Consider the following 20,052-nt stretch of genomic DNA (forward strand, 5'->3'; position numbering starts at 1 on the left):
TGAATTCCAGCCGGGATTGACGCTTTGTCGACATCTGACCTGCGGTAACACCGGACCGGTTCCCCCCTGCGGCCCCAACCCGCGTACGTTGGTCGCTGGCACCGGACCGGCCGCGGCCGGGGTGCCCGCCACAGAGGTCCCTACGCGCACGGAGCAGCCTTGGCACGCAAGATCGGCAGCCGCTACACCGCGCACCAGGTGATCGGCCGGGGCTCGGCCGGAACGGTCTGGCTGGGCGAGGGCCCGGAGGGGCCGGTGGCGATCAAGCTGCTCCGCGAGGACCTCGCCTCGGACCAGGTCCTGGTCGGCCGCTTCGTCCAGGAGCGGACCGCCCTCACCAGCCTGGACCACCCCCGGGTGGTCGGCGTGCACGACCTGGTGGTGGACGGCGACGACCTGGCCCTGGTGATGGAGCTGGTGCACGGCTCCGACCTGCGCGCCCGGCTGGACCGGGAGGGCCCGCTCACCCCGCAGGCCGCGGTCTCCGTGGTCGCCGACGTGGCCGAGGGGCTCGCGGTCGCGCACGCGGCCGGGATCGTGCACCGCGACGTCAAGCCCGAGAACATCCTGCTGGACCAGGCCTCCTCGCCGGGTCCTGGCGGCGCCCCGCGCGCCAAGCTCTCCGACTTCGGCATCGCCCGCCTGGTCGACGCCCCCCGGCGGACCCGGGCCACCCGGATCATCGGCACCCCCGACTACCTGGCCCCCGAGGTGATCGAGGGGCTGGAGCCGCGCGCCGCGGTCGACATCTACGCCCTGGCCACCGTGCTCTACGAACTGCTGGCCGGGTTCACCCCGTTCGGCGGCGGCCACACCGGAGCGGTGCTGCGCCGCCATGTGACCGAGACGGTGGCCCCGCTGCCCGGCCTGCCGGAGGAGCTGTGGCGGGTGGTCGCGCAGTGCCTCTCCAAGGCCCCGGCCTCGCGCCTGCGGGCCAGCGAACTGGCGGCCAGGCTGCGCGAGTTGCTGCCCTCGCTGGCCGGCCTCCCGGTGCTCTCGGTGAGCCACCCGGACGCCCCGCCCGCCGCGTACCCGGCCGAGTACGACGACGAGGACGCCGACGACCGCGACGGCTCCGACGACGGAAGGGAGCGCCGCGCCCCGGGCGACCGGGTCGGCGTCGGCCCGGGGGGCGGCGCGGGCTCAGGCCCGGCGGCCGGCGGGCGCCGCCGCCGCGGCCCGGCCGTCCCGCTGGTGCCCGGCGCGCAGCCGGACTCCAGCCGGGACACCCACACCAGCCTGCGCCGCCCCAGCCCGGAGGAACTGGTGGCCTTCGCCGACGCCTCCCGCCAGGAGCGGGCGGCCAGGGCCGGCCGCAAGGACGGCGGGCACCGGCACGCGGGCGCCAAGCGCAGCGGCGCGGGCGCGGCCGTACGGCGCCGCAGGAGGCTGCTGGCGGCGGCGCTGGCGCTGCTGGTGGTGGCGGGCGCGGCGGGCGCCTACAAGGCCTTCGCGGGCGATTCCCCCGGTCCGGCCGGAAAGCCGAGCCAGGACGGCCGCCACAGCGCCCCGGGCTCCCGTGGCACCCGGGCCGCCTCGGCGGCCACCCTGGGGCAGGCCCCGGTCGCCGGGAAGCTGGACTCCACCGCGCCGCCCGCGGCCGTGCCGCTGCCCGGCTGGACCGCCTGGGCCACCGCCCCGGCCCCGCCGGTCCCGCTGGTCAGCGGCCTGCGCGCGGTGGACCTGGACGGCACCGCCTATGTCTTCGGCACCGACGCCGACGGCTACATCCGCTACCTCACCCGCGGCGCCACCGCCTTCGGCGGCTGGGGCAAGCTGACCGGGATACAGGTCACCGGGGAGCCCGCCGCGGTGGCGCTGCCGGACGGCAGGCTGCGGCTGTTCGCCCGTGGCACCGACGGCCTGGTCTACCAGCGCACCCTGGTCCAGGGCCGGTGGAGCGACAGCGCCTGGGGCAAGCTGGACGGCGGGATGCGGGTCGACTCGCCGCCCGCCGCCGCGGTGCACGGCGACCGGATCGACCTGGTCGCCAGGATCGGCTCCGACCTGGCCACCACCTCGTACAGCGGCAGCGGCGCCTGGAGCGTCTGGCAGACCGTCGGCACGGCGGGCCGGATCACCGGCGCGCCCGCCCTGGTGGCCGAGAGCAGCGGCCGGATCGACGCCTTCGTGCTGCCCGCGGGCGGCGGCCCGGTGCTGCGCACCCAGGCGGTGAACGGGCTGTGGCGTCCGGCCCAGCCGGTCACCGGGGTCACCGCGACCGGCGCCGGGGCCCGTCCCGAAGCGGTGCAGACCGCGGGCGGGGCGCAGTACGTCTTCGCCGCCTCCGGCGCGGAGGCCGCGGGCAGCGCCGGGGGCGCGCTGTGGACGTCCGGGACGCTGCCGGGCGCCGCCGGCGAACCGGCCGCCTGCACCGACGCCACCGGCGTCGCCCTGTTCCTGCGCACCGCGGCCGGAGGCGTGGCCTACGCGCACACCCGGTAGCCGGGCGGGATCCCGTCCCGGGAAGCACTAGGCTGGTGGCGTGGCAGCCATCGATCCTTCCGAAGCAATCAAGTCCCTCGAAACGACCATGTCGTCGATCGAGGCCGTGGTCGATCTCGACAAGATCCGTTCCGAAATCGCGATCTTCGAGGAGCAGGCCGCCGCGCCCGATCTGTGGAACGACCCCGACGCCGCCCAGGTGGTCACCAGCCGGCTCTCCTACCTCCAGGGCGAGTTGCGCAAGGTGCTGACCCTGCGCGGCCGGATCGAGGACCTCTCGGTGATGTTCGAGCTCGCCGCCGACGAGGACGACCAGGACGCCCGCGCCGAGGCCGACGCCGAGCTGGAGAGCATCCGCAAGGCGGTGGACGAGATGGAGGTCCGCACCCTCCTCTCCGGCGAGTACGACGCCCGTGAGGCCCTGGTCAACATCAGGGCCGAGGCCGGCGGCGTGGACGCGGCCGACTTCGCCGAGCGGCTGATGCGGATGTACCTGCGCTGGGCCGAGCGGCACGGCTACCCGACCGAGGTCTACGACACCTCCTACGCGGAGGAGGCCGGGATCAAGTCGGCGACCTTCGGCGTCAAGGTGCCCTACGCCTACGGCACGCTCTCGGTCGAGCAGGGCACCCACCGGCTGGTCCGGATCTCCCCGTTCGACAACCAGGGCCGGCGGCAGACCTCGTTCGCGGGCGTCGAGGTGCTCCCGGTGGTCGAGAAGGCCGACCACATCGACATCGACGAGGGCGACCTGCGGATCGACGTCTACCGCTCCTCCGGCCCCGGCGGACAGGGCGTCAACACCACCGACTCGGCGGTCCGGATCACCCACCTCCCCACCAACATCGTGGTCTCCTGCCAGAACGAGCGCTCACAGATCCAGAACAAGGCCAGCGCGATGAACGTGCTGCAGGCCAAGCTGCTGGAGCGGCGCCGCCAGGAGGAGAAGGCGGAGATGGACGCGCTCAAGGACGGCGGCAACTCCTGGGGCAACCAGATGCGCTCCTATGTGCTGCACCCGTACCAGCAGGTCAAGGACCTGCGCACGCAGTACGAGGTGGGCAACCCGCAGGCGGTTCTGGACGGTGAGCTGGACGGCTTCATCGAGGCCGGCATCCGCTGGCGCAAGCAGAGCGAGAAGGCCGAATAATTCCTACCAGTCACGGCGATCTGCCCCGGAAACCGGACAGATCGCCGTTGACGTTCCGTAGCGTGATTCACCATGCTGGCCCGCAATGCCCGGTACGGGCAGGAGGCGAGTGGTGAGAGGGGCCGTTGTGGCCGATATGCGTCGCGGACACCGGAAGAGGGGCGCCGGCATACGGTCGCGCAAGGTGCGCGTGGCCGCCGCCGCGCTGGCGCTGTCCGGCGCGGGGTTGATGGTCACCGGCGTCGCCAACGCCGTCACCGCCCCGAGCCTGGCCCCCGGCAAGGTCATCAACGGTCCGCTGGACCTCCCCGGCGACGAGGCCGACGTGCCCACCAGCACGCCGACCAGCACGCCGACCGGTGACGCCGCCCCCGACACCACCGCCCCCGCGGACACCGGCAGCACCACCGACCCGGCGGCGGACCCGACCAGCGTGCCGGCCACCACGGTGACACCCGGTGACGACCCCAGCGGCTCCGCCACCGCCGGCGGCTCCGCCACCGGGACGCCCACGGCGACCGGCGACACCGCCGCGGGCGGCGCGACCGGTGCGACCGGCGGCGACGGCGGCACGATGGCGCAGCCCACCGCCCGGCAGACGCTCGCCGAGACCGGCTCCGACCACAGCGTCCCCTACCTGCTGGCGGGCGGCTTCACGCTGCTCGCGGGCGGGCTGGTGTTCCGCTTCGGCCCGCGCACCGCGGCCCCCCGGCACGGCGCCTGAGCCCGGCACCCGACAGACCCCCGGCAGCACAGCAGAACCCCGGCACGCAGCAGGCCCCCGGAGCGCACTCCGGGGGCCTGCTCGGTCTGTTCGGGGCGGTTCGGCTAGGCGAAGGCGTGCCGGGCTATCAGCGCGCACGCGATCAGCGCCACCAGCAGGGCGATCAGCGCGGCGGGGGATAGGCCGCCGAGCGGACCCTGCTGCTCCTGCATCCGCTGTCGGCTGGCACGGCAGGTGGGGCAGCGGCCCTCGGCCACGGGGCCGGCACAGTTGGCGCACACCAGACGGTCGAGCGTCATTTCGATCTCCTCCTTCGACCTGCCCAACGAGACACCATGCCGGGTGGGTTCCCTCCACTGTGCCATGCCGAACCCGTCCGGGGCGGATTCTCGTTCCGGGGCCAACCGGTGACATGATCACACTGAGTGATCAGCACTGCGGAATCCAAGATCTTACCGGTTTTTCTGTTCCGATTTGATGGCTTTTGACCGGGAACTCCCCTGGCTTTGTGTGCCCGTGACTGCGAGCACGCATCAGCTTCGCGTAAGGTCGGCAGACCTGTCCCTGTCCGCGAGGGAGGGAAGCACGGTTCCGGATTATCGGCACCCGCGCTCCCTCTTACACCTAGACTGGCCGACCGTGATGCAGCCGTGATCCGATTCGACAACGTCTCCAAGACCTATCCGAAGCAGAACCGTCCCGCCCTGGACAACCTCTCGCTAGAGATCGAGAAGGGCGAGTTCGTCTTCCTGGTCGGCTCCTCCGGCTCGGGCAAGTCGACCTTCCTGCGCCTGATCCTGCGCGAGGAGCGGCCCAGCACCGGCGAGGTGCACGTGCTGGGCAAGGACCTGGCCAAGCTGTCCAACTGGAAGGTGCCGCAGATGCGCCGCCAGTTGGGCACGGTGTTCCAGGACTTCCGGCTGCTCCCGAACAAGACGGTCGGCCAGAACGTCGCCTTCGCGCTGGAGGTCATCGGCAAGCCGCGCGGGGTGATCGGCAAGGTCGTGCCCGAGGTCCTCGAACTGGTCGGCCTGGCCGGGAAGCAGGACCGGATGCCCGGCGAGCTGTCCGGCGGCGAGCAGCAGCGGGTGGCCATCGCCCGCGCCTTCGTGAACCGCCCGATGCTGCTGATCGCGGACGAGCCGACCGGAAACCTCGACCCGCAGAACTCCGTCGGCATCATGAAGCTGCTGGACCGGATCAACCGGACCGGCACCACCGTCCTGATGGCGACGCACGACCAGGCGATCGTCGACCAGATGCGCAAGCGGGTCATCGAGCTTGACCAGGGCCACCTGGTCCGCGACCAGTCCCGCGGCGTCTACGGCTACCAGCACTAGGGCCCGTCCGCCTCCCACCCCACGGCGTGCGCACCAGGCGGCGTCACGAAGAGAACAGCTAGGAAGTCATGCGAGCACAGTTCGTCATGTCGGAGATCGGCATCGGTCTCCGCCGCAACCTGACGATGACCATCGCGGTGGTCGTGAGCGTGGCGCTCTCGCTCGCGATGGTGGGAGCGGCCCTGCTGCTCAACGCGCAGGTCCGCGACATGCGCGGGTACTGGGGCGACAAGGTCGAGGTCTCGATCTTCTTCTGCAACAAGGCCGACGCCGGACAGGGCGCGGCCACCGTTCCCGGCGGCGCGTCCACCGACGCGATCGCCCCCAACTGCGCCTCCGGCGCGGCGACGCAGACGCAGATGGACACCGTCCGGCAGCAGCTGCAGAAGACCGGCCTGGTCGAGAAGTTCTACACGGAGACCCCGGCCCAGGCGCTGGACGAGTTCAAGAAGCAGGACCCGAAGAACCCGCTGATCCCCTCGCTGACCGCGGACTCGTTCCAGAACTCGCTGCGGGTCAAGCTGACCGACCCGCAGAAGTACCAGGTGGTGTCCGGCCTGGTCGGCGGACAGCCCGGGGTCAAGGAGGTGCAGGACCAGAACGAGGTGCTGAAGCCGCTGTTCAACCTGCTCAACGGGGCGCAGATCGTGGCCTGGATCATCATGGGGGTGATGGCCTTCGTCACCGTGCTGCTGATCGTCAACACGGTCCGGGTGTCCGCCTTCAGCCGCAAGCGCGAGACCGGGATCATGCGACTGGTCGGCGCGTCCAACTACTACGTGCAGATGCCGTTCATCGCGGAGGCGGCGTTCGCGGCGGTGGTCGGCGCGGCGCTGGCCTCGGCGATGCTGGCGGTGGGCAAGTACCTGATCATCGACCGGTTCCTGAGCCAGCAGGTCAAGCTGATCACCTTCATCGGCTGGGGCCCGGTGTTCCAGGTGATGCCGCTGATGCTGCTGGCCGGCCTCGCGGTCTCCTCCCTCGCGGCCTTCCTGACCCTGCGCAAGTACCTGCGGGTCTGAGCCGTCGGATCATCGGCAAGTCCCATGAACGCCCCGGAGGTTGTACTGCGTCCGGGGCGTTCTGCTGCGTTCGCCACGATAACGGCACGTCGTCCCCCTAGACTCAGCCAGCATGTCCCGTAGCCACTCGCGACTCCGCCTGCAGCTGGCCCTCGGCCTGGTGTTCGCGGCCGTGCTGGCCACCGGCGCCACCGCCGGGGCCTGGGGCAGCGAGAGCCCGCGGTCGTCCACCGCGGCCGCGGTGGACGCCGCCGCCCGGCGCTGGGTCGCCGACAGCGGCGACCGCTGGGCCGCCTACTACGGACCCGAGCAGTACGCGGCCATGGCCCAGGCCCTGGACGGCCGTTACGCCGGGGTCGGGCTGTGGGTGGTGCGCAGCCCGGCCGGGGTGGTCACCGTCTCCCGGGTCCGCGGCGACGGCCCGGCCGCGCGGGCCTCGGTGCGCGCGGGCGAGCAGCTGACCGCGGTGGACGGCCGCCCGGTGACCGGCCTGCCGGTGACCGAGGTGGTGGCCCTGCTGCGCGGCGACAGCCCGCTCGCGGGCAGCACCGTCACCCTCGCCCTGCGCCGCGGCAGCGCCGCGCACTCGGTCACCCTGCGCCGCCAACTGCTGGACGCCCAGGACGTGGTGGTGGACCGTCCGGCCGCCGGGATCACCCGGATCGCGGTCTCCGCCTTCACCGGGGGCACCGGCGACCTGGTCGAGGCCGCGGTGCACCAGAGCGCCGACCGCCGCGGCCGGGGCATCCTGCTGGACCTGCGCGGCGACTCCGGCGGCCTGGTGGACGAGTCGGTGGAGGCCGCCTCCAGCTTCCTGGACGGCGGCCCGGTCGGCTCGTACCAGGACGGCGACACGGTGCGGCGGCTCACCGCCGAGCCCGGCGGCGACACCGCCGTCCCGCTGGTGGTGCTGGTGGACGGCGGCACCATGAGCGCCGCCGAGCTGCTCACCGGGGCGCTCCAGGACCGGGACCGGGCCGTGGTGGTGGGCTCGCGGACGTTCGGCAAGGGCGCGGTGCAGCAGGCCACCCCGCTGCCCGGCGGCGCGGCGGTGGAGCGCACGGTGGGCCACTACCGCACCCCGGACGGGCGCGACCTGGACGGCACCGGGATCACCCCGGACGTGGAGGTCCCGCCGTCCGCGGGCCCGCAGGCGGCGGAGCGGACGGCGATCACCGTGCTGGACGACCTGGCCGGGCTGTCCGGATCCGGCGGCGGATAACCTCCGTGCCGTCAGGGTGCTCCGGATGCGAGAATGGCCCGCATCATGGCCAAGGCAAAAGAACCCGGACGCAAACTGGTCGCGCAGAACAAGAAGGCGCGGCACGACTACAACATCCTGGACGAGATCGAGTGCGGCATGGTGCTGACCGGCACCGAGGTCAAGTCGCTGCGGGCAGGCAGGGCGTCGCTGGTCGACGGCTTCGCCGAGATCACCAACGGTGAGGCCTGGCTGCACAACGTCCACATCATGGAGTACGCGCAGGGCACGTGGACGAACCACGCCGCCCGGCGCAAGCGCAAGCTGCTCCTGCACAAGGAGGAGATCCGCAAGCTCGACGGCAAGCTGCGCGAGTCCGGCTTCACCCTGGTCCCGCTGTCGCTGTACTTCAAGGACGGCCGGGCCAAGCTGATGCTGGCGCTGGCCCAGGGCAAGAAGCTGCACGACAAGCGGCAGACCCTGCGCGAGAAGCAGGACCGGCGCGAGACCGACCGCGCGTTGTCCGCGGTGCGCCGCCGTGCCCAGGGCTAATGTGGTGGACCGGCCCCTCCGCGGAGCCGTAGGATGAAGGTGTCGAGCCGGACCCCCCAGGTCCGTGCGAGACGGCGCCCGGAGCACGCGCGGGTGCCTTGACAATTGAACAGCACCCCATGGGGGTGATCGGTTTCGACTGGGGATGTCGAATCAGGGGAAGCGAGCCGAGGAAGCGGCAATGATCTCGTAAACCATATGTCGCAAAAAAATAATCGCCAATCACAAGAGCGATTCCTTCGCTCTCGCCGCCTGAGCGAGAGTAAAAGGTGTCAGACCGGGCGCGTTCCCGTCCCGGATCCTGGCATAATCTAGGGAACTCCACCGTCGCACCCGGTCACGGGGTGCGCCGGGAAACCAAACAGTGACTGGGCCCGTCGGCGGCTTGTCCGCGAGACTGCCGGGGCCGAGAAAATCGCAGCGGTCTGCGCTCGGAGAAGCCCTGGTTTCACACCACAGGACGCGGGTTCGATTCCCGCCACCTCCACCACCGGGCCTTTCAGGAAAAGGCCCTACCCCCATGCGTCAGAGCCGCCCGTCCCCGTGACGTGGCGGCTTTCGGCGTTTCCGGCCGAGCGGGCGCGCGCCGACGTGTGCGGATGACGTACGATCGTCCGTCCCCCTTTTCCCTTCGCCGGGACGAGGGGTGAAGCGCCGCACACCACGCACACAGGGGGTCCCTTGACCGCGCCCAGCGACATCCAGGCCGGCACCAGCAGCAGCCGCGCCCACGCGGACTCACTCCGGGACCGTGAGATCGCCGTCGAGCAGCAGCACCTCGACCGGGTGTACCGCCGGCTGGAGGAGAAGCTCGCCGAGGCCGAGTACATCCTCAACGACGCCACCAGCAAGGCCTCGGTCGGCACCCCCGGCGCGCTGGCCGAGCGCGACGCCCAGGTGTTCCGGGCCGGGCTGCACCTGCAGCGGCTGAACAGCGAGTTCGAGGACTTCCTGTTCGGCCGGATCGACCTGCAGAGCCCGGACGGCCCGGAGGAGGACGGCTTCCCCTCGCAGACCCCGCTGGACCCGGCCGACCCCGCCGTCGCGGAGACCCTGCACATCGGCCGGCTCGGGGTGCTGGACACCGAGTACGGCCCGCTGGTGATCGACTGGCGCGCGCCCGCCGCCGCGCCGTTCTACCAGTCCACCCCGCTGCGCCCGGGACGGGTGGTCCGCCGCCGGGTGATCCGCTCGCGCGGGCGCCGGGTGCTCGGCGTCGAGGACGACCTGCTCCGCCCCGACCTGGAACCGGTGCTGGACGGCGAGCCGCTGGTGATCGTCGGCGACGGCGCGCTGATGGCGACGCTGGGCCGGGCCCGCGGCCACAGCATGCGCGACATCGTCTCCAGCATCCAGCAGGAGCAGGACACCGTGATCCGCGCGCCCGCGGCCGGGGCCACCCTGGTCACCGGCGGCCCCGGCACCGGCAAGACCGCGGTGGCGCTGCACCGCGCCGCCTTCCTGCTCTACCAGGACCGGCGCCGCTACGCGGGCGGCATTCTGGTGGTCAGCCCGACCGCGCTGCTGGTCTCCTACACCGAGGGCGTGCTGCCGGCCCTGGGCGAGGAGGGCCAGGTCGCCATCCGCGCGGTCGGCAGCCTGGTCGACGGCATCGAGGCGGACAGCTACGACAGCCCCGAGGTCGCCAGGATCAAGGGCTCCTCGCGGATGGTCGCGCTGATGCGCCGGGCCGCCCGTGCCGCGCTGGACGCCCCGGGCGCCCCCGCCGAGCTGCGGGTCAGCGCACTGGGGGAGGTGCTGCGGCTGGACGCCGCCGCGCTGCGGAACATCCGCCGCAGCGTCCTCGGCACCGGCGCGACCCCGGTCAACCTGCTCAAGCCCCGGGCCCGCAGGCTGCTGCTGGACGCCCTGTGGTCGCTGCTGCTGCGCACCAGACCGCGCACCGGCGACCGGGTGGACCGGGAGCACCAGCAGCGCGAGCGGGAGGCCTTCGACGAGCACATCGGCGACGACGAGCGCTTCCTGACCTTCCTGGACGCCTGGTGGCCCGCGCTGACCCCGCGCCGGGCGCTGGCCCCGCTCCGCGACCAGCGGCTGGTCGGCCGGCTGGTCCGCGGCTCGCTGAGCCAGCAGGAGACCCGGCTGCTGGCCGCCTCCTGGAAGCACCTGGACGACGACGGCAGGGGCGCCCTGACCGCCCACGACACGGCGCTGCTGGACGAGCTGCTGGTGCTGCTCGGCGAGCCGGCCCGGCCCCGGCACCGCGAGGTGGACGCGGTGGACCTGCTGACCGGCCTGGACGAGGTCACCACCGCCGCCGACCGCAACCGGCGGACTTTCGACGCCCGCCGCGAGGCGGCCGAGCGCACCGAGTACGCGCACGTGATCGTGGACGAGGCGCAGGACCTCACCCCGATGCAGTGGCGCATGATCGGCCGCCGGGCCCGCCAGGCCACCTGGACCATCGTCGGCGACCCGGCCCAGAGCTCCTGGATCGACCCGGCCGAGGCCCAGGCCGCGATGGACGAGACGCTGGGGAGCAAGACCCGCCGCCGCTACACGCTGACCACGAACTACCGCAACCCGGCCGAGATCGCCGACGTGGCCTCGCGGGTGCTGGCGCAGGCCGCGCCGGGGGTGGAGCCGCCGAACGCGGTCCGCTCCACCGGGGTGCACCCGCGCTTCGTCTCGGTCGCGGCCGAGGACGCGGTCGGCCCGGCGGCCAGGGCCGAGGTCGAGCGGCTGCTGGGCGAGGTGGACGGCACGGTCGGCATCGTGGTGCCGATGGACCGCCGCGGCGAGGCCGCGGCGTGGATCTCCGGCCTGGGCGGCCGGGCGGTGGCCCTGGGCAGCCTGGAGGCCAAGGGCCTGGAGTACGACGCCACCGTGGTCGCCGACCCGTCCGGCATCGCCGGGGAGTCGGAGGCCGGGCTGCGGGTGCTCTACGTGGCGCTGACCCGGGCCACCCAGCGGCTGACCGTGCTCTCCGGCCCGCTGGACCTCCCGGACGGCGACGGCGTCCCGGCCCTGCTGCGGCCCTGAGGGCACACGCGTGAGGGGCGCTCTGACCTGGAGTCAGAGCGCCCCTCACGGACGTTCAGTACGGCACCGACCCGCCATGCTCGCCTCGCGGCAAGTGGTCGCTCTGGGCGACTAAGGTTGGGCCCGGGGGCTTGGATCGAATCGGTGCCGCACACCCAGACTAACAAAGGTCCCCGGGAACGCATTCCCTTCGCACGAGAATCCTCTCCCTCCGCTGTGTGGAACAACATTTCCACTTACGGGCCGGTAGGTGCGACGATCGGACTGCCAACCTGAAGAAGCATGTGCAGTGCGCGTACGAGAGAAGGAACGTCGATGGCGACGGTGCCCAGTGTGTCCAACTCGATCACGGTGCGGATGGAGGTCCCGGCCCGCGGCAACGCGGTCAGCCAGATCACCACCCTGGTGGAGTCCTGCGGCGGTTCCGTGACCGGTCTCGACGTCACCGCCTCAGGTCTTGAGGCGCTCCGGATCGACGTCACCATCGCCGCCGCCTCGGTCGCGCACGCCGAGGAGATCGTCGACAAGCTCCGCACCATCGACGGCATCACCATCGGCAAGGTCTCCGACCGCACCTTCCTGATGCACCTCGGCGGCAAGATCGAGATGTCGTCCAAGCTGCCGATCCGCAACCGCGACGACCTCAGCATGATCTACACCCCGGGCGTGGCGCGGGTCTGCATGGCCATCGCCGAGAACCCGGACGACGCCCGCCGGCTCACCATCAAGCGCAACAGCGTGGCCGTGGTCACCGACGGCTCCGCGGTGCTGGGCCTCGGCAACATCGGCCCCAAGGCCGCGCTGCCGGTGATGGAGGGCAAGGCCGCGCTGTTCAAGCGGTTCGCCGGGATCGACGCCTGGCCGCTCTGCCTGGACACCCAGGACAGCGACGAGATCGTGGCCATCGTCAAGGCCATCGCGCCGGGCTTCGCCGGGATCAACCTGGAGGACATCTCCGCGCCGCGCTGCTTCGAGATCGAGGCCCGGCTGCGCGAGGCCCTGGACATCCCGGTCTTCCACGACGACCAGCACGGCACCGCGATCGTCGTCCTGGCCGCGCTCACCAACGCGCTCCAGGTGGTCGGCAAGGAGATGGCCGACGTACGGGTCGTCATGTCCGGCGCGGGCGCGGCGGGCACGGCCATCCTGAAGCTGCTGCTGGACGCCGGCGTCCAGCACGCCACCGTCGCCGACGTGCACGGCGTGGTGCACGAGGGGCGCGAGGACCTCGACGACTCGCTGCGCTGGGTCGCCGAGAACACCAACCGCAGCGGGCGCACCGGCAGCCTCAAGGAGGCCGTGCGCGGCGCGGACGTCTTCATCGGCGTCTCCGCCCCCAACGTACTGGACGGGGACGACATCGCCACGATGGCCGACGCCGCGATCGTCTTCGCGCTGGCCAACCCGGACCCCGAGGTGGACCCGGCGGTGGCCCGGCAGACCGCAGCCGTGGTCGCCACCGGGCGCAGCGACTTCCCCAACCAGATCAACAACGTGCTGGTGTTCCCGGGCGTGTTCCGCGGCCTGCTGGACGCTCAGAGCCGCACCGTGAACAGCGAGATGATGATCGCCGCAGCCCGCGCCCTGGCCGCCACCGTCTCCGCGGACGAGCGCAACGCCAACTACATCGTCCCCAGCGTGTTCCACCCGGACGTGGCCAAGACGGTCGCCGCGGCGGTCCGTGACGCCGCGTTCGCGGCCGGGACGGCCCAGGCCCCGCGCAACCCGGCCGGCGACACCGGGGGCTTCCCCGCGGCCCAGCTCTGAGCCCACGGACCTCAGGGTGTCGGATGCGCGCCGTTTGGGGGCATCTGGCCCGAGGGCGTACGGTAAGCCCTGCACCGGCGCGCCGTGCCTGCCACACGGGACACAGCGCCTAGAGTGTCGGCGGGAGCCGACGAACCGTCACTGCGCGTGTCGCATGGCGCTGTTCGTGTGACTCCCGCAGCAGCCGGATTCGCTTTCCCGGCGGTGGTGGGGGCAGGATTCGTCCCTAGGCAAGAGATTTGCGCAGCCTGGGGCAGCAAGCAGCACCCCCATCGCCTGTCGGTACGTCACCCTTCCAGGGTGGCGCGACAGCCGAGGCGGCGGTCCTCCGGGGCAGCCGAGGACCGCATCGCGCACAGACCACAATGGAGTACACATGAACCGCAGTGAGCTGGTGGCCGCCCTCTCCGAGCGTGCCGAGGTGACCCGGAAGGACGCCGACGCCGTCCTGGCCGCGCTCGCCGAGGTCGTCGGCGACGTCGTCGCCAAGGGTGACGAGAAGGTCACCATCCCCGGCTTCCTGACCTTCGAGCGCACCCACCGTGCCGCTCGTACCGCGCGCAACCCGCAGACCGGCGAGCCGATCCAGATCGCCGCCGGCTACAGCGTGAAGGTCTCCGCGGGCTCCAAGCTCAAGGAAGCCGCCAAGGGCAAGTAAGCAGGACCAGCAGGACCGCGACACCACCGCGCCGGATCTCCGGCCCCTTCCGGGGCGGGCGATCCGGCGCGGTGCGTTGTCGGCCCGGTGGGCCGATCGGGTGGAATCCCGGGGCTACTCGTCGTCCTCGCCCGGGAGCTCGACCTGGGCGCCGAGGTCGCGGAGCTTCTCCATGAAGTTCTCGTAGCCGCGGTTGATCAGGTCGATGCCGTGCACCCGGGAGGTGCCCTGCGCGGCCAGGGCCGCGATCAGGTACGAGAAGCCGCCGCGCAGGTCGGGGATGACCAGCTCGCCGCCCTGCAGCTTGGACGGTCCGGAGACGACCGCCGAGTGCAGGAAGTTGCGCCGGCCGAAGCGGCAGGGGGTGCCGCCCAGGCACTCGCGGTAGAGCTGGATGTGGGCGCCCATCTGGTTCAGCGCCGAGGTGAAGCCGAGCCGGGACTCGTACACCGTCTCGTGCACGATGGACAGGCCGGAGGCCTGGGTCAGCGCCACCACCAGGGGCTGCTGCCAGTCGGTCTGGAAGCCGGGGTGCACGTCCGTCTCCAGCGCGATGGCGGTGAGCTCGCCGCCCGGGTGCCAGAACCGGATGCCCTCGTCGTCCACCTCGAACGCCCCGCCGACCTTCCGGAAGGTGTTGAGGAAGGTCATCATCTCCAGCTGGCGGGCGCCGTGGACGTAGACGTTGCCGCCGGTGGCCAGCGCCGCGCAGGCCCAGGAGGCGGCCTCCAGGCGGTCCGGCAGGGCCCGGTGGTTGTAGCCGGTGAGCCGGTCCACGCCGGTCACCAGGATGGTGCGGTCGGTCCCCATCGAGATGATCGCGCCCATCTTCTGCAGCACGCAGATGAGGTCGACGATCTCCGGCTCGATCGCGGCGTTGCGCAGCTCGGTGACGCCCTCCGCGAGCACCGCGGTCAGCAGCACCTGCTCGGTCGCGCCGACCGAGGGGTAGGGCAGCTCGATCTTGCAGCCGCGCAGCCGCTGCTCCGCGGTCAGCACGGTGCCCTGCGGGTGCTTCTCGATCACCGCGCCGAACTGGCGCAGCACGTCGAAGTGGAAGTCCACCGGCCGGCCGCCGATGTCGCAGCCGCCGAGGCCGGGGATGAAGGCGTGGCCGAGCCGGTGCAGCAGCGGGCCGCAGAACAGGATCGGGATCCGCGAGCTGCCCGCGTGGGCGTCGATGTCGGCGACGTTGGCGCTCTCGACATGGGTCGGGTCGAGGATCAGCTCGCCGGCCTCGTCGCCCTCGCGGACGGTGACGCCGTGCAGTTGCAGCAGTCCTCTGACGACCTTGACGTCGCGGATGTCCGGGACGTTGCGGAGCCGGCTCGGCTCGTGCCCCAGCAGGGCGGCCACCATGGCCTTGGGCACGAGGTTCTTCGCGCCGCGGACACGGATCTCACCCTCGAGCGGGTTGCCGCCATGGACAAGCAGGACGTCTTCGGTCATGTTCTCGCGATCCAGGGGTGAGGGAGGGCGGTCGGGAGGTGTCGACTCACATGCGGGTCTACCACCCCAGAAGATGGTAATGCGACCACGGGTGGTTCCCGGTGACGTCCGACTTTGGTATGGCCGGGTCAAAGGGCCTGCCCCGCTGGGGTGGTGTGGCGAACGTCTCATCCGGTGGACGGTTCGGCGCGGGTTCGCCGCGGCTTCCCCGCCCCGGCGGTTCTTCTTGCCCGCCCGGAGTCCTGTACGGAATCATCGCAGGCATGACCGAGGCCGTCTCGCTCGCGGGCAGGCTGCTGGTGGCGACACCGGCGCTGACCGACCCGAACTTCGACCGCGCGGTGGTGCTCCTGCTCGACCACGACGAGGAGGGGACGCTGGGCGTGGTGCTGAACCGTCCGACCCCGGTGGAGGTCGAGTCGGTACTGGAGTGCTGGGCCGAGCTGGCCGGCTCGCCCGCCGTGGTGTTCCAGGGCGGTCCGGTGGCGCTGGACTCGGCGCTGGCGCTGGCCGTGGTGCCGGGCGACCAGGCGGTCGAGGAGGTGCTCGGCTGGCGCCGGGTGCACGGCGCTATAGGCCTGGTGGACCTGGAGGCGCCGCCCGAGCTGCTGGCCTCCGAGCTGGGCTCGCTGCGGGTTTTCGCCGGCTACGCCGGATGGGGGCCGGGGCAGTTGGAGGACGAGCTGCTGGAGGGCTCCTGGTACGTGGTGGAGTCCGAGCCCGGCGACGTCTCCGCTCCCGACCCGGCCCGGCTGTGGCGCGCGGTGCTGCGGCGGCAGCGGGGCGAGCTGGCGATGGTGGCCACCTACCCGGACGACCCGTCGATGAACTGAGCCGGGGTCCTAGACTGAGGTGCTATGAGCACCCTTGAACCCGAGCCCCAGCGCGTCGGCGGTCTCGGCACCCTGACCGAGTCGGTACCCCAGACCTCCCACGGGGACGGCGACCACGAGCGCTTCGCGCACTACGTCAAGCGCGACAAGATCATGGACAGCGCGCTCTCCGGCTCCCCGGTGGTGGCGCTCTGCGGCAAGGTCTGGGTGCCGGGCCGCGACCCGAAGAAGTACCCGGTCTGCCCCATGTGCAAGGAGATCTTCGACGGTCTCGACGGTGGCGGCGGCAAGGACAAGGGCGGCAAGGACTCCTAGCCGCCCGACGGCCGCCCGACAGCCGTCCGACGGCTGGCCGGGCTGGTCTGGACCAATCGGGGGAGGCGGGGCAGTATGGGCTCCCATGGACCTCATACCCGCCCCGCTTCACTTCCTCGCGACCGACGGCGAACCGTTCCTGCTGGACCCGGGCACCACGCTCCGCGGCGGCCCCGGGACGGAAGGGGTCCAGCACTGGCTGCGCGCCGCGCTCGGCGCCGCCACCGGGCTGCCGCTGGGCCCGGGGGAGCCGGGGGTGCTGGGCGCGCGCGGCATCGAGCTGGCGCTGGACGCCGATTCGGCCGCCGAGGGATACCGGCTCGAAGCCACCGCCGAACGGGTGCTCATCTCGGCCGGCGGCGAGGCCGGGCTGTTCTGGGGCGCGCAGACGCTGCGGCAGCTGCTCGGCCCGGACGCCTTCCGCCGGGCCCCGCTGCGGCGGGACGGCTGGTCGGTCCCGGCCGTGGTGGTCGAGGACGCGCCGCGCTTCGGCTGGCGCGGGGTGCTGCTGGACGTCTCCCGGCACTTCCTGCCCAAGGCGGACGTGCTGCGCTACCTGGACCTGCTGGCCGCGCACAAGCTCAATGTGCTGCACCTGCACCTGACCGACGACCAGGGCTGGCGGATCGAGATCAAGCGCTACCCGAAGCTGACCGGGACCGGCGGCTGGCGGGAGCGCTCCATGGTCGGCTACCGCAGCGGCGGGGTCCGCGACGAGCGCCCGCACGGCGGCTACTACACCCAGGACGACCTGCGCGAGATCGTCGCCTACGCGGCCGACCGGCAGATCACCGTGGTCCCCGAGGTCGACGTCCCCGGGCACGCCCAGGCGGCCATCGCCGCCTACCCGGAGCTGGGCAACCAGGACGTGGTCGACACCGAGGCGCTGCGCACCTGGACCGACTGGGGGGTGAACCCCAACGTCCTGAACGTCGAGGAGAGCACGCTGCGCTTCTACGAGAACGTGCTGGAAGAAGTGCTGGAGATCTTCCCCTCGACCTTCGTCCACCTCGGCGGGGACGAATGCCCCAAGGAGCAGTGGAAGGCCAGCGCGGCGGCCCAGAACCGGATCAAGGAGCTGGACCTCGCCGACGAGGACGAGCTGCAGAGCTGGTTCCTGCGGCACTTCGACACCTGGTTGGCGGAGCGCGGACGTCGCCTGATCGGGTGGGACGAGATCCTCGAAGGCGGGCTCGCCCCCGGCGCCGCCGTCTCCTCCTGGCGCGGCTACTCCGCCGGAGTGGCGGCGGCCAGGGCGGGGCACGACGTGGTGATGTGCCCGGAGCAGCACGTCTACCTGGACCACCGGCAGGCGGGCGGCCCGGACGAGCCGGTCCCGGTCGGCTGGGTGCGCAGCCTGGAGGACGTCTACCGGTTCGAGCCGGTGCCGCCGGCGCTGCGTCAGGACCCGGTGGCGGCGGCCCATGTGATCGGCACTCAGGCGAACCTGTGGACCGAGTTCATGGAGCAGGCCAGGGACGTCGACTACCGCGCCTTCCCGCGGCTCGCGGCCTTCGCCGAGGTCGCCTGGTCCCGGCTGCCGGAGCAGCCCGCCGACCGCGACTGGGACGGCTTCGAGGCCCGGATGCGGGCGCACTACCCGCGGCTGGACGCGCTGGGCGTCGAGTACCGGCAGCCGGAGGGGCCGAAGCCGTGGCAGCGGCGTCCCGGGGTGGCCGGACGTCCGATCGAGGGGCTTCCGCCGGAGGTCTGAGCCGGTCCGATGCGGTGCGGATCCGTCCCAGTCCGACCAAAAAGGGCCTCAATTCGGGCAATAGGGACGGGTCTCCACCCTCAGGAGGGGTCAGCGCGACGGAAGGGTGCGCGTCCGGGCTGTTTGCACGTACGGTACGGCGAAGAACGGCGGTGTGAGGAACCCGAGCACGGTGGGACACAGGTGAACCAAACGATCATGCTCCCGGCCTCGCTGGACGAGGCGGTCACGGCGCTGGCTGCCTCCCCGGCCGCGGTGCCCGTGGCGGGCGGGACCGACCTGATGGGGGCGGTCAACGCCGGCCTGCTGCGCCCGATGGCGCTGATCGGCCTGGGGCGGATCAACGAGCTGCGCGGTTGGCAGTACCAGGACGGCGCGGCCCAGCTCGGCGCCGGTCTCACCCACGCCCGGATGGGCCGCCCCGACTTCGCCGCGCTGATCCCGGCCCTGGCCGAGGCCGCCCGCAGCGCGGGCCCGCCGCAGGTCCGCAACGCCGGGACGCTCGGCGGCAACATCGTCACCGCCGACCCGTCCGGGGACACCCTGCCGGTGCTGGCCGCGCTGGAGGCCACGGTCACCCTGGTCGGGCCCGAGGGCGCCCGCGAGGTGCCGGTCAGTCACCTGCTCACCGGGCTCGACCCGATGCGCGGCGGCGAACTGCTGGGCTACGTCCGGGTCCCGCTGCTGCACGCGCCGCAGGTGTTCCTCAAGGCGACCGGGCGCAGCGGCCCGTCCCGCTCCAGCGTGTCGGTGGCCCTGGTGCTGGACCCGGCCCGGCGCGCGGTGCGCTGCGCGGTCGGCGCGGTCGCGCCGGTGCCGCTGCGCCCGCTGGAGGCCGAGCAGTGGGTCTCCGGCTGCATCGACTGGGACGGCGACCGGGCCATAGACCCCGCCGCCGCGGCGGCCTTCGGCGAGTACGTCGCCTCCGCCTGCGTCCCCGAGCCGCCCGGCGGTGCGGCCCCCGGGAGCGGCCAGGACGGGAAGGACGGGGGGCCGGGCGCGGCGGCGGTTCGGCTGCGTCGTACCGTGTCCGTACTGGCCCGCCGGGCACTCGGGAGGGCGTTGAAGTGACGGACTACCTGACCAACCCGGCGGCGCTCGGCATCGCCGAAGGCATGGGTATGACTGGCATGAACGATACGAGCGGATTCGGCGGTGAGTCGCCGCGGGTCTCCTACACCCTGCGGGTGAACGGCCTGGAGCGGCCGGTCAACGAGGCCTGGATCGGCGAGAGCCTGCTCTACGTGCTGCGCGAACGGCTCGGCCTCGCGGGCGCCAAGGGCGGCTGCGACCAGGGCGAGTGCGGGGCCTGCTCGGTGCAGCTGGACGGGCAGTTGACCGCCGCCTGCCTGGTCCCGGCCGCGCTCGCGGCCGACAGCGAGATCCGTACGGTCGAGGGGCTGACCGCCGACGGCGGCCCCTCCGACGTGCAGCGGGCGCTGGCCGAGAGCGGCGCGGTGCAGTGCGGCTACTGCGTGCCGGGGCTGGCGATGGCCGTGCACGACCTGCTCGAACGCAACCACAAGCCGACCGAGCTGCAGGCCCGCGAGGCGCTGTGCGGCAACCTGTGCCGCTGCACCGGCTACCGCGGGGCGCTGGCGGCGGTGCAGGCGGTGGCGCGGTCCCGCGCGGAGGAGGCGGCCTCGACCGACGACCCGGACGCCGGCGGCACGGCCGAGACCGCGGCGGCCGAGGAGTCCGGCTCCGAGGGTTCGTACGACGACTACGACACCGGCGCGGAGCTGCTGCGGGAGGCGGAGCCGCCGGTGTACCTGGACCTCCCGGCGCAGCAGACCGCCGAGCCCGACCCGCTGTTCGGCCCGGCGGGCGACATCCCCGGCGAGCACCAGGTCCCGCAGTACGCGGGCTACCCGGAGGC

General features: G+C 72.5%; 16 protein-coding genes, 1 other RNA gene and 1 pseudogene. 16 read left to right on the forward strand and 2 right to left on the reverse strand.

Going from position 1 to position 20,052, the window contains the following annotated elements; genetic code table 11:
- The first annotated feature begins 159 nt into the window (after nucleotides 1-159).
- From ACEZDE_RS21925 to ACEZDE_RS21935, 3 genes are all read left to right on the forward strand, one after another.
- Nucleotides 160-2,445, forward strand: coding sequence for a protein kinase domain-containing protein (locus ACEZDE_RS21925; RefSeq protein ID WP_380538413.1), 2,286 nt, complete (start codon nucleotides 160-162; stop codon nucleotides 2,443-2,445).
- Between the two features lie 40 nt (nucleotides 2,446-2,485).
- The gene (gene prfB, locus ACEZDE_RS21930) at nucleotides 2,486-3,595 is read left to right on the forward strand and encodes a peptide chain release factor 2 (RefSeq protein ID WP_380538415.1); all 1,110 of its coding nucleotides are present in this window, start codon (nucleotides 2,486-2,488) and stop codon (nucleotides 3,593-3,595) included.
- 184 nt (nucleotides 3,596-3,779) lie between these two features.
- On the forward strand, nucleotides 3,780-4,319 hold the full coding sequence (locus ACEZDE_RS21935; protein WP_380538417.1) for an LPXTG cell wall anchor domain-containing protein: 540 nt from the start codon (nucleotides 3,780-3,782) through the stop codon (nucleotides 4,317-4,319).
- Between the two features lie 104 nt (nucleotides 4,320-4,423).
- Here the strand turns inward: ACEZDE_RS21935 and ACEZDE_RS21940 are convergent, their stop codons facing one another.
- Nucleotides 4,424-4,618: a hypothetical protein gene (locus tag ACEZDE_RS21940; RefSeq protein WP_380538419.1), complete on the reverse strand. Its 195-nt coding sequence runs from the start codon at nucleotides 4,616-4,618 to the stop codon at nucleotides 4,424-4,426.
- 351 nt (nucleotides 4,619-4,969) lie between these two features.
- Here ACEZDE_RS21940 and ftsE point away from each other — a divergent pair, with 351 nt between their 5' ends.
- The 8 genes from ftsE to ACEZDE_RS21980 all read left to right on the forward strand — a co-directional run bounded on the left by ftsE (nucleotide 4,970) and on the right by ACEZDE_RS21980 (nucleotide 13,862).
- On the forward strand, nucleotides 4,970-5,659 hold the full coding sequence (gene ftsE / locus ACEZDE_RS21945) for a cell division ATP-binding protein FtsE (protein ID WP_380538421.1): 690 nt from the start codon (nucleotides 4,970-4,972) through the stop codon (nucleotides 5,657-5,659).
- 68 nt (nucleotides 5,660-5,727) lie between these two features.
- Nucleotides 5,728-6,681: a permease-like cell division protein FtsX gene (ftsX, locus tag ACEZDE_RS21950; RefSeq protein ID WP_380538423.1), complete on the forward strand. Its 954-nt coding sequence runs from the start codon at nucleotides 5,728-5,730 to the stop codon at nucleotides 6,679-6,681.
- A 112-nt stretch (nucleotides 6,682-6,793) separates the two neighbouring features.
- Entirely contained in the window at nucleotides 6,794-7,903 is a 1,110-nt protein-coding gene (locus tag ACEZDE_RS21955) for a S41 family peptidase (RefSeq protein ID WP_380538425.1), read from the forward strand.
- A 33-nt stretch (nucleotides 7,904-7,936) separates the two neighbouring features.
- Nucleotides 7,937-8,434: an SsrA-binding protein SmpB gene (smpB, locus tag ACEZDE_RS21960; protein WP_380538427.1), complete on the forward strand. Its 498-nt coding sequence runs from the start codon at nucleotides 7,937-7,939 to the stop codon at nucleotides 8,432-8,434.
- A gap of 121 nt (nucleotides 8,435-8,555) precedes the next feature.
- Nucleotides 8,556-8,924, forward strand: a transfer-messenger RNA (tmRNA) gene (gene ssrA, locus ACEZDE_RS21965).
- A gap of 191 nt (nucleotides 8,925-9,115) precedes the next feature.
- The gene (locus ACEZDE_RS21970) at nucleotides 9,116-11,437 is read left to right on the forward strand and encodes a HelD family protein (RefSeq protein ID WP_380538429.1); all 2,322 of its coding nucleotides are present in this window, start codon (nucleotides 9,116-9,118) and stop codon (nucleotides 11,435-11,437) included.
- A gap of 315 nt (nucleotides 11,438-11,752) precedes the next feature.
- On the forward strand, nucleotides 11,753-13,204 hold the full coding sequence (locus ACEZDE_RS21975; RefSeq protein ID WP_380538431.1) for an NAD-dependent malic enzyme: 1,452 nt from the start codon (nucleotides 11,753-11,755) through the stop codon (nucleotides 13,202-13,204).
- Nucleotides 13,205-13,580: 376 nt separating this feature from the next.
- A complete protein-coding gene (locus tag ACEZDE_RS21980) occupies nucleotides 13,581-13,862 on the forward strand; it encodes an HU family DNA-binding protein (protein ID WP_380538433.1) in 282 nt (93 codons plus the stop codon).
- A 114-nt stretch (nucleotides 13,863-13,976) separates the two neighbouring features.
- Here the strand turns inward: ACEZDE_RS21980 and murA are convergent, their stop codons facing one another.
- Complete coding sequence (murA, locus tag ACEZDE_RS21985) at nucleotides 13,977-15,311, reverse strand: UDP-N-acetylglucosamine 1-carboxyvinyltransferase (protein WP_380538435.1); 1,335 nt, start codon at nucleotides 15,309-15,311, stop codon at nucleotides 13,977-13,979.
- Nucleotides 15,312-15,565: 254 nt separating this feature from the next.
- On the opposite strand from murA, the gene ACEZDE_RS21990 reads away from it, so the two are divergent.
- The 5 genes and pseudogenes from ACEZDE_RS21990 to ACEZDE_RS33770 all read left to right on the forward strand — a co-directional run.
- Nucleotides 15,566-16,144: a YqgE/AlgH family protein gene (locus ACEZDE_RS21990; protein WP_380538630.1), complete on the forward strand. Its 579-nt coding sequence runs from the start codon at nucleotides 15,566-15,568 to the stop codon at nucleotides 16,142-16,144.
- Nucleotides 16,145-16,168: 24 nt separating this feature from the next.
- A complete protein-coding gene (locus ACEZDE_RS21995) occupies nucleotides 16,169-16,459 on the forward strand; it encodes a DUF3039 domain-containing protein (protein ID WP_380538437.1) in 291 nt (96 codons plus the stop codon).
- A gap of 85 nt (nucleotides 16,460-16,544) precedes the next feature.
- Nucleotides 16,545-18,173, forward strand: coding sequence for a beta-N-acetylhexosaminidase (locus tag ACEZDE_RS22000; RefSeq protein ID WP_380538439.1), 1,629 nt, complete (start codon nucleotides 16,545-16,547; stop codon nucleotides 18,171-18,173).
- A gap of 198 nt (nucleotides 18,174-18,371) precedes the next feature.
- On the forward strand, nucleotides 18,372-19,244 hold the full coding sequence (locus ACEZDE_RS22005; RefSeq protein ID WP_380538632.1) for an FAD binding domain-containing protein: 873 nt from the start codon (nucleotides 18,372-18,374) through the stop codon (nucleotides 19,242-19,244).
- An 86-nt stretch (nucleotides 19,245-19,330) separates the two neighbouring features.
- Nucleotides 19,331-19,825, forward strand: a pseudogene (locus ACEZDE_RS33770) ((2Fe-2S)-binding protein); the annotation flags it as partial.
- Nucleotides 19,826-20,052: the final 227 nt, after the last annotated feature.

It is taken from the genome of Streptacidiphilus cavernicola (genome assembly GCF_042510955.1).
Taxonomy (GTDB): Bacteria; Actinomycetota; Actinomycetes; order Streptomycetales; family Streptomycetaceae; genus Streptacidiphilus; species Streptacidiphilus cavernicola.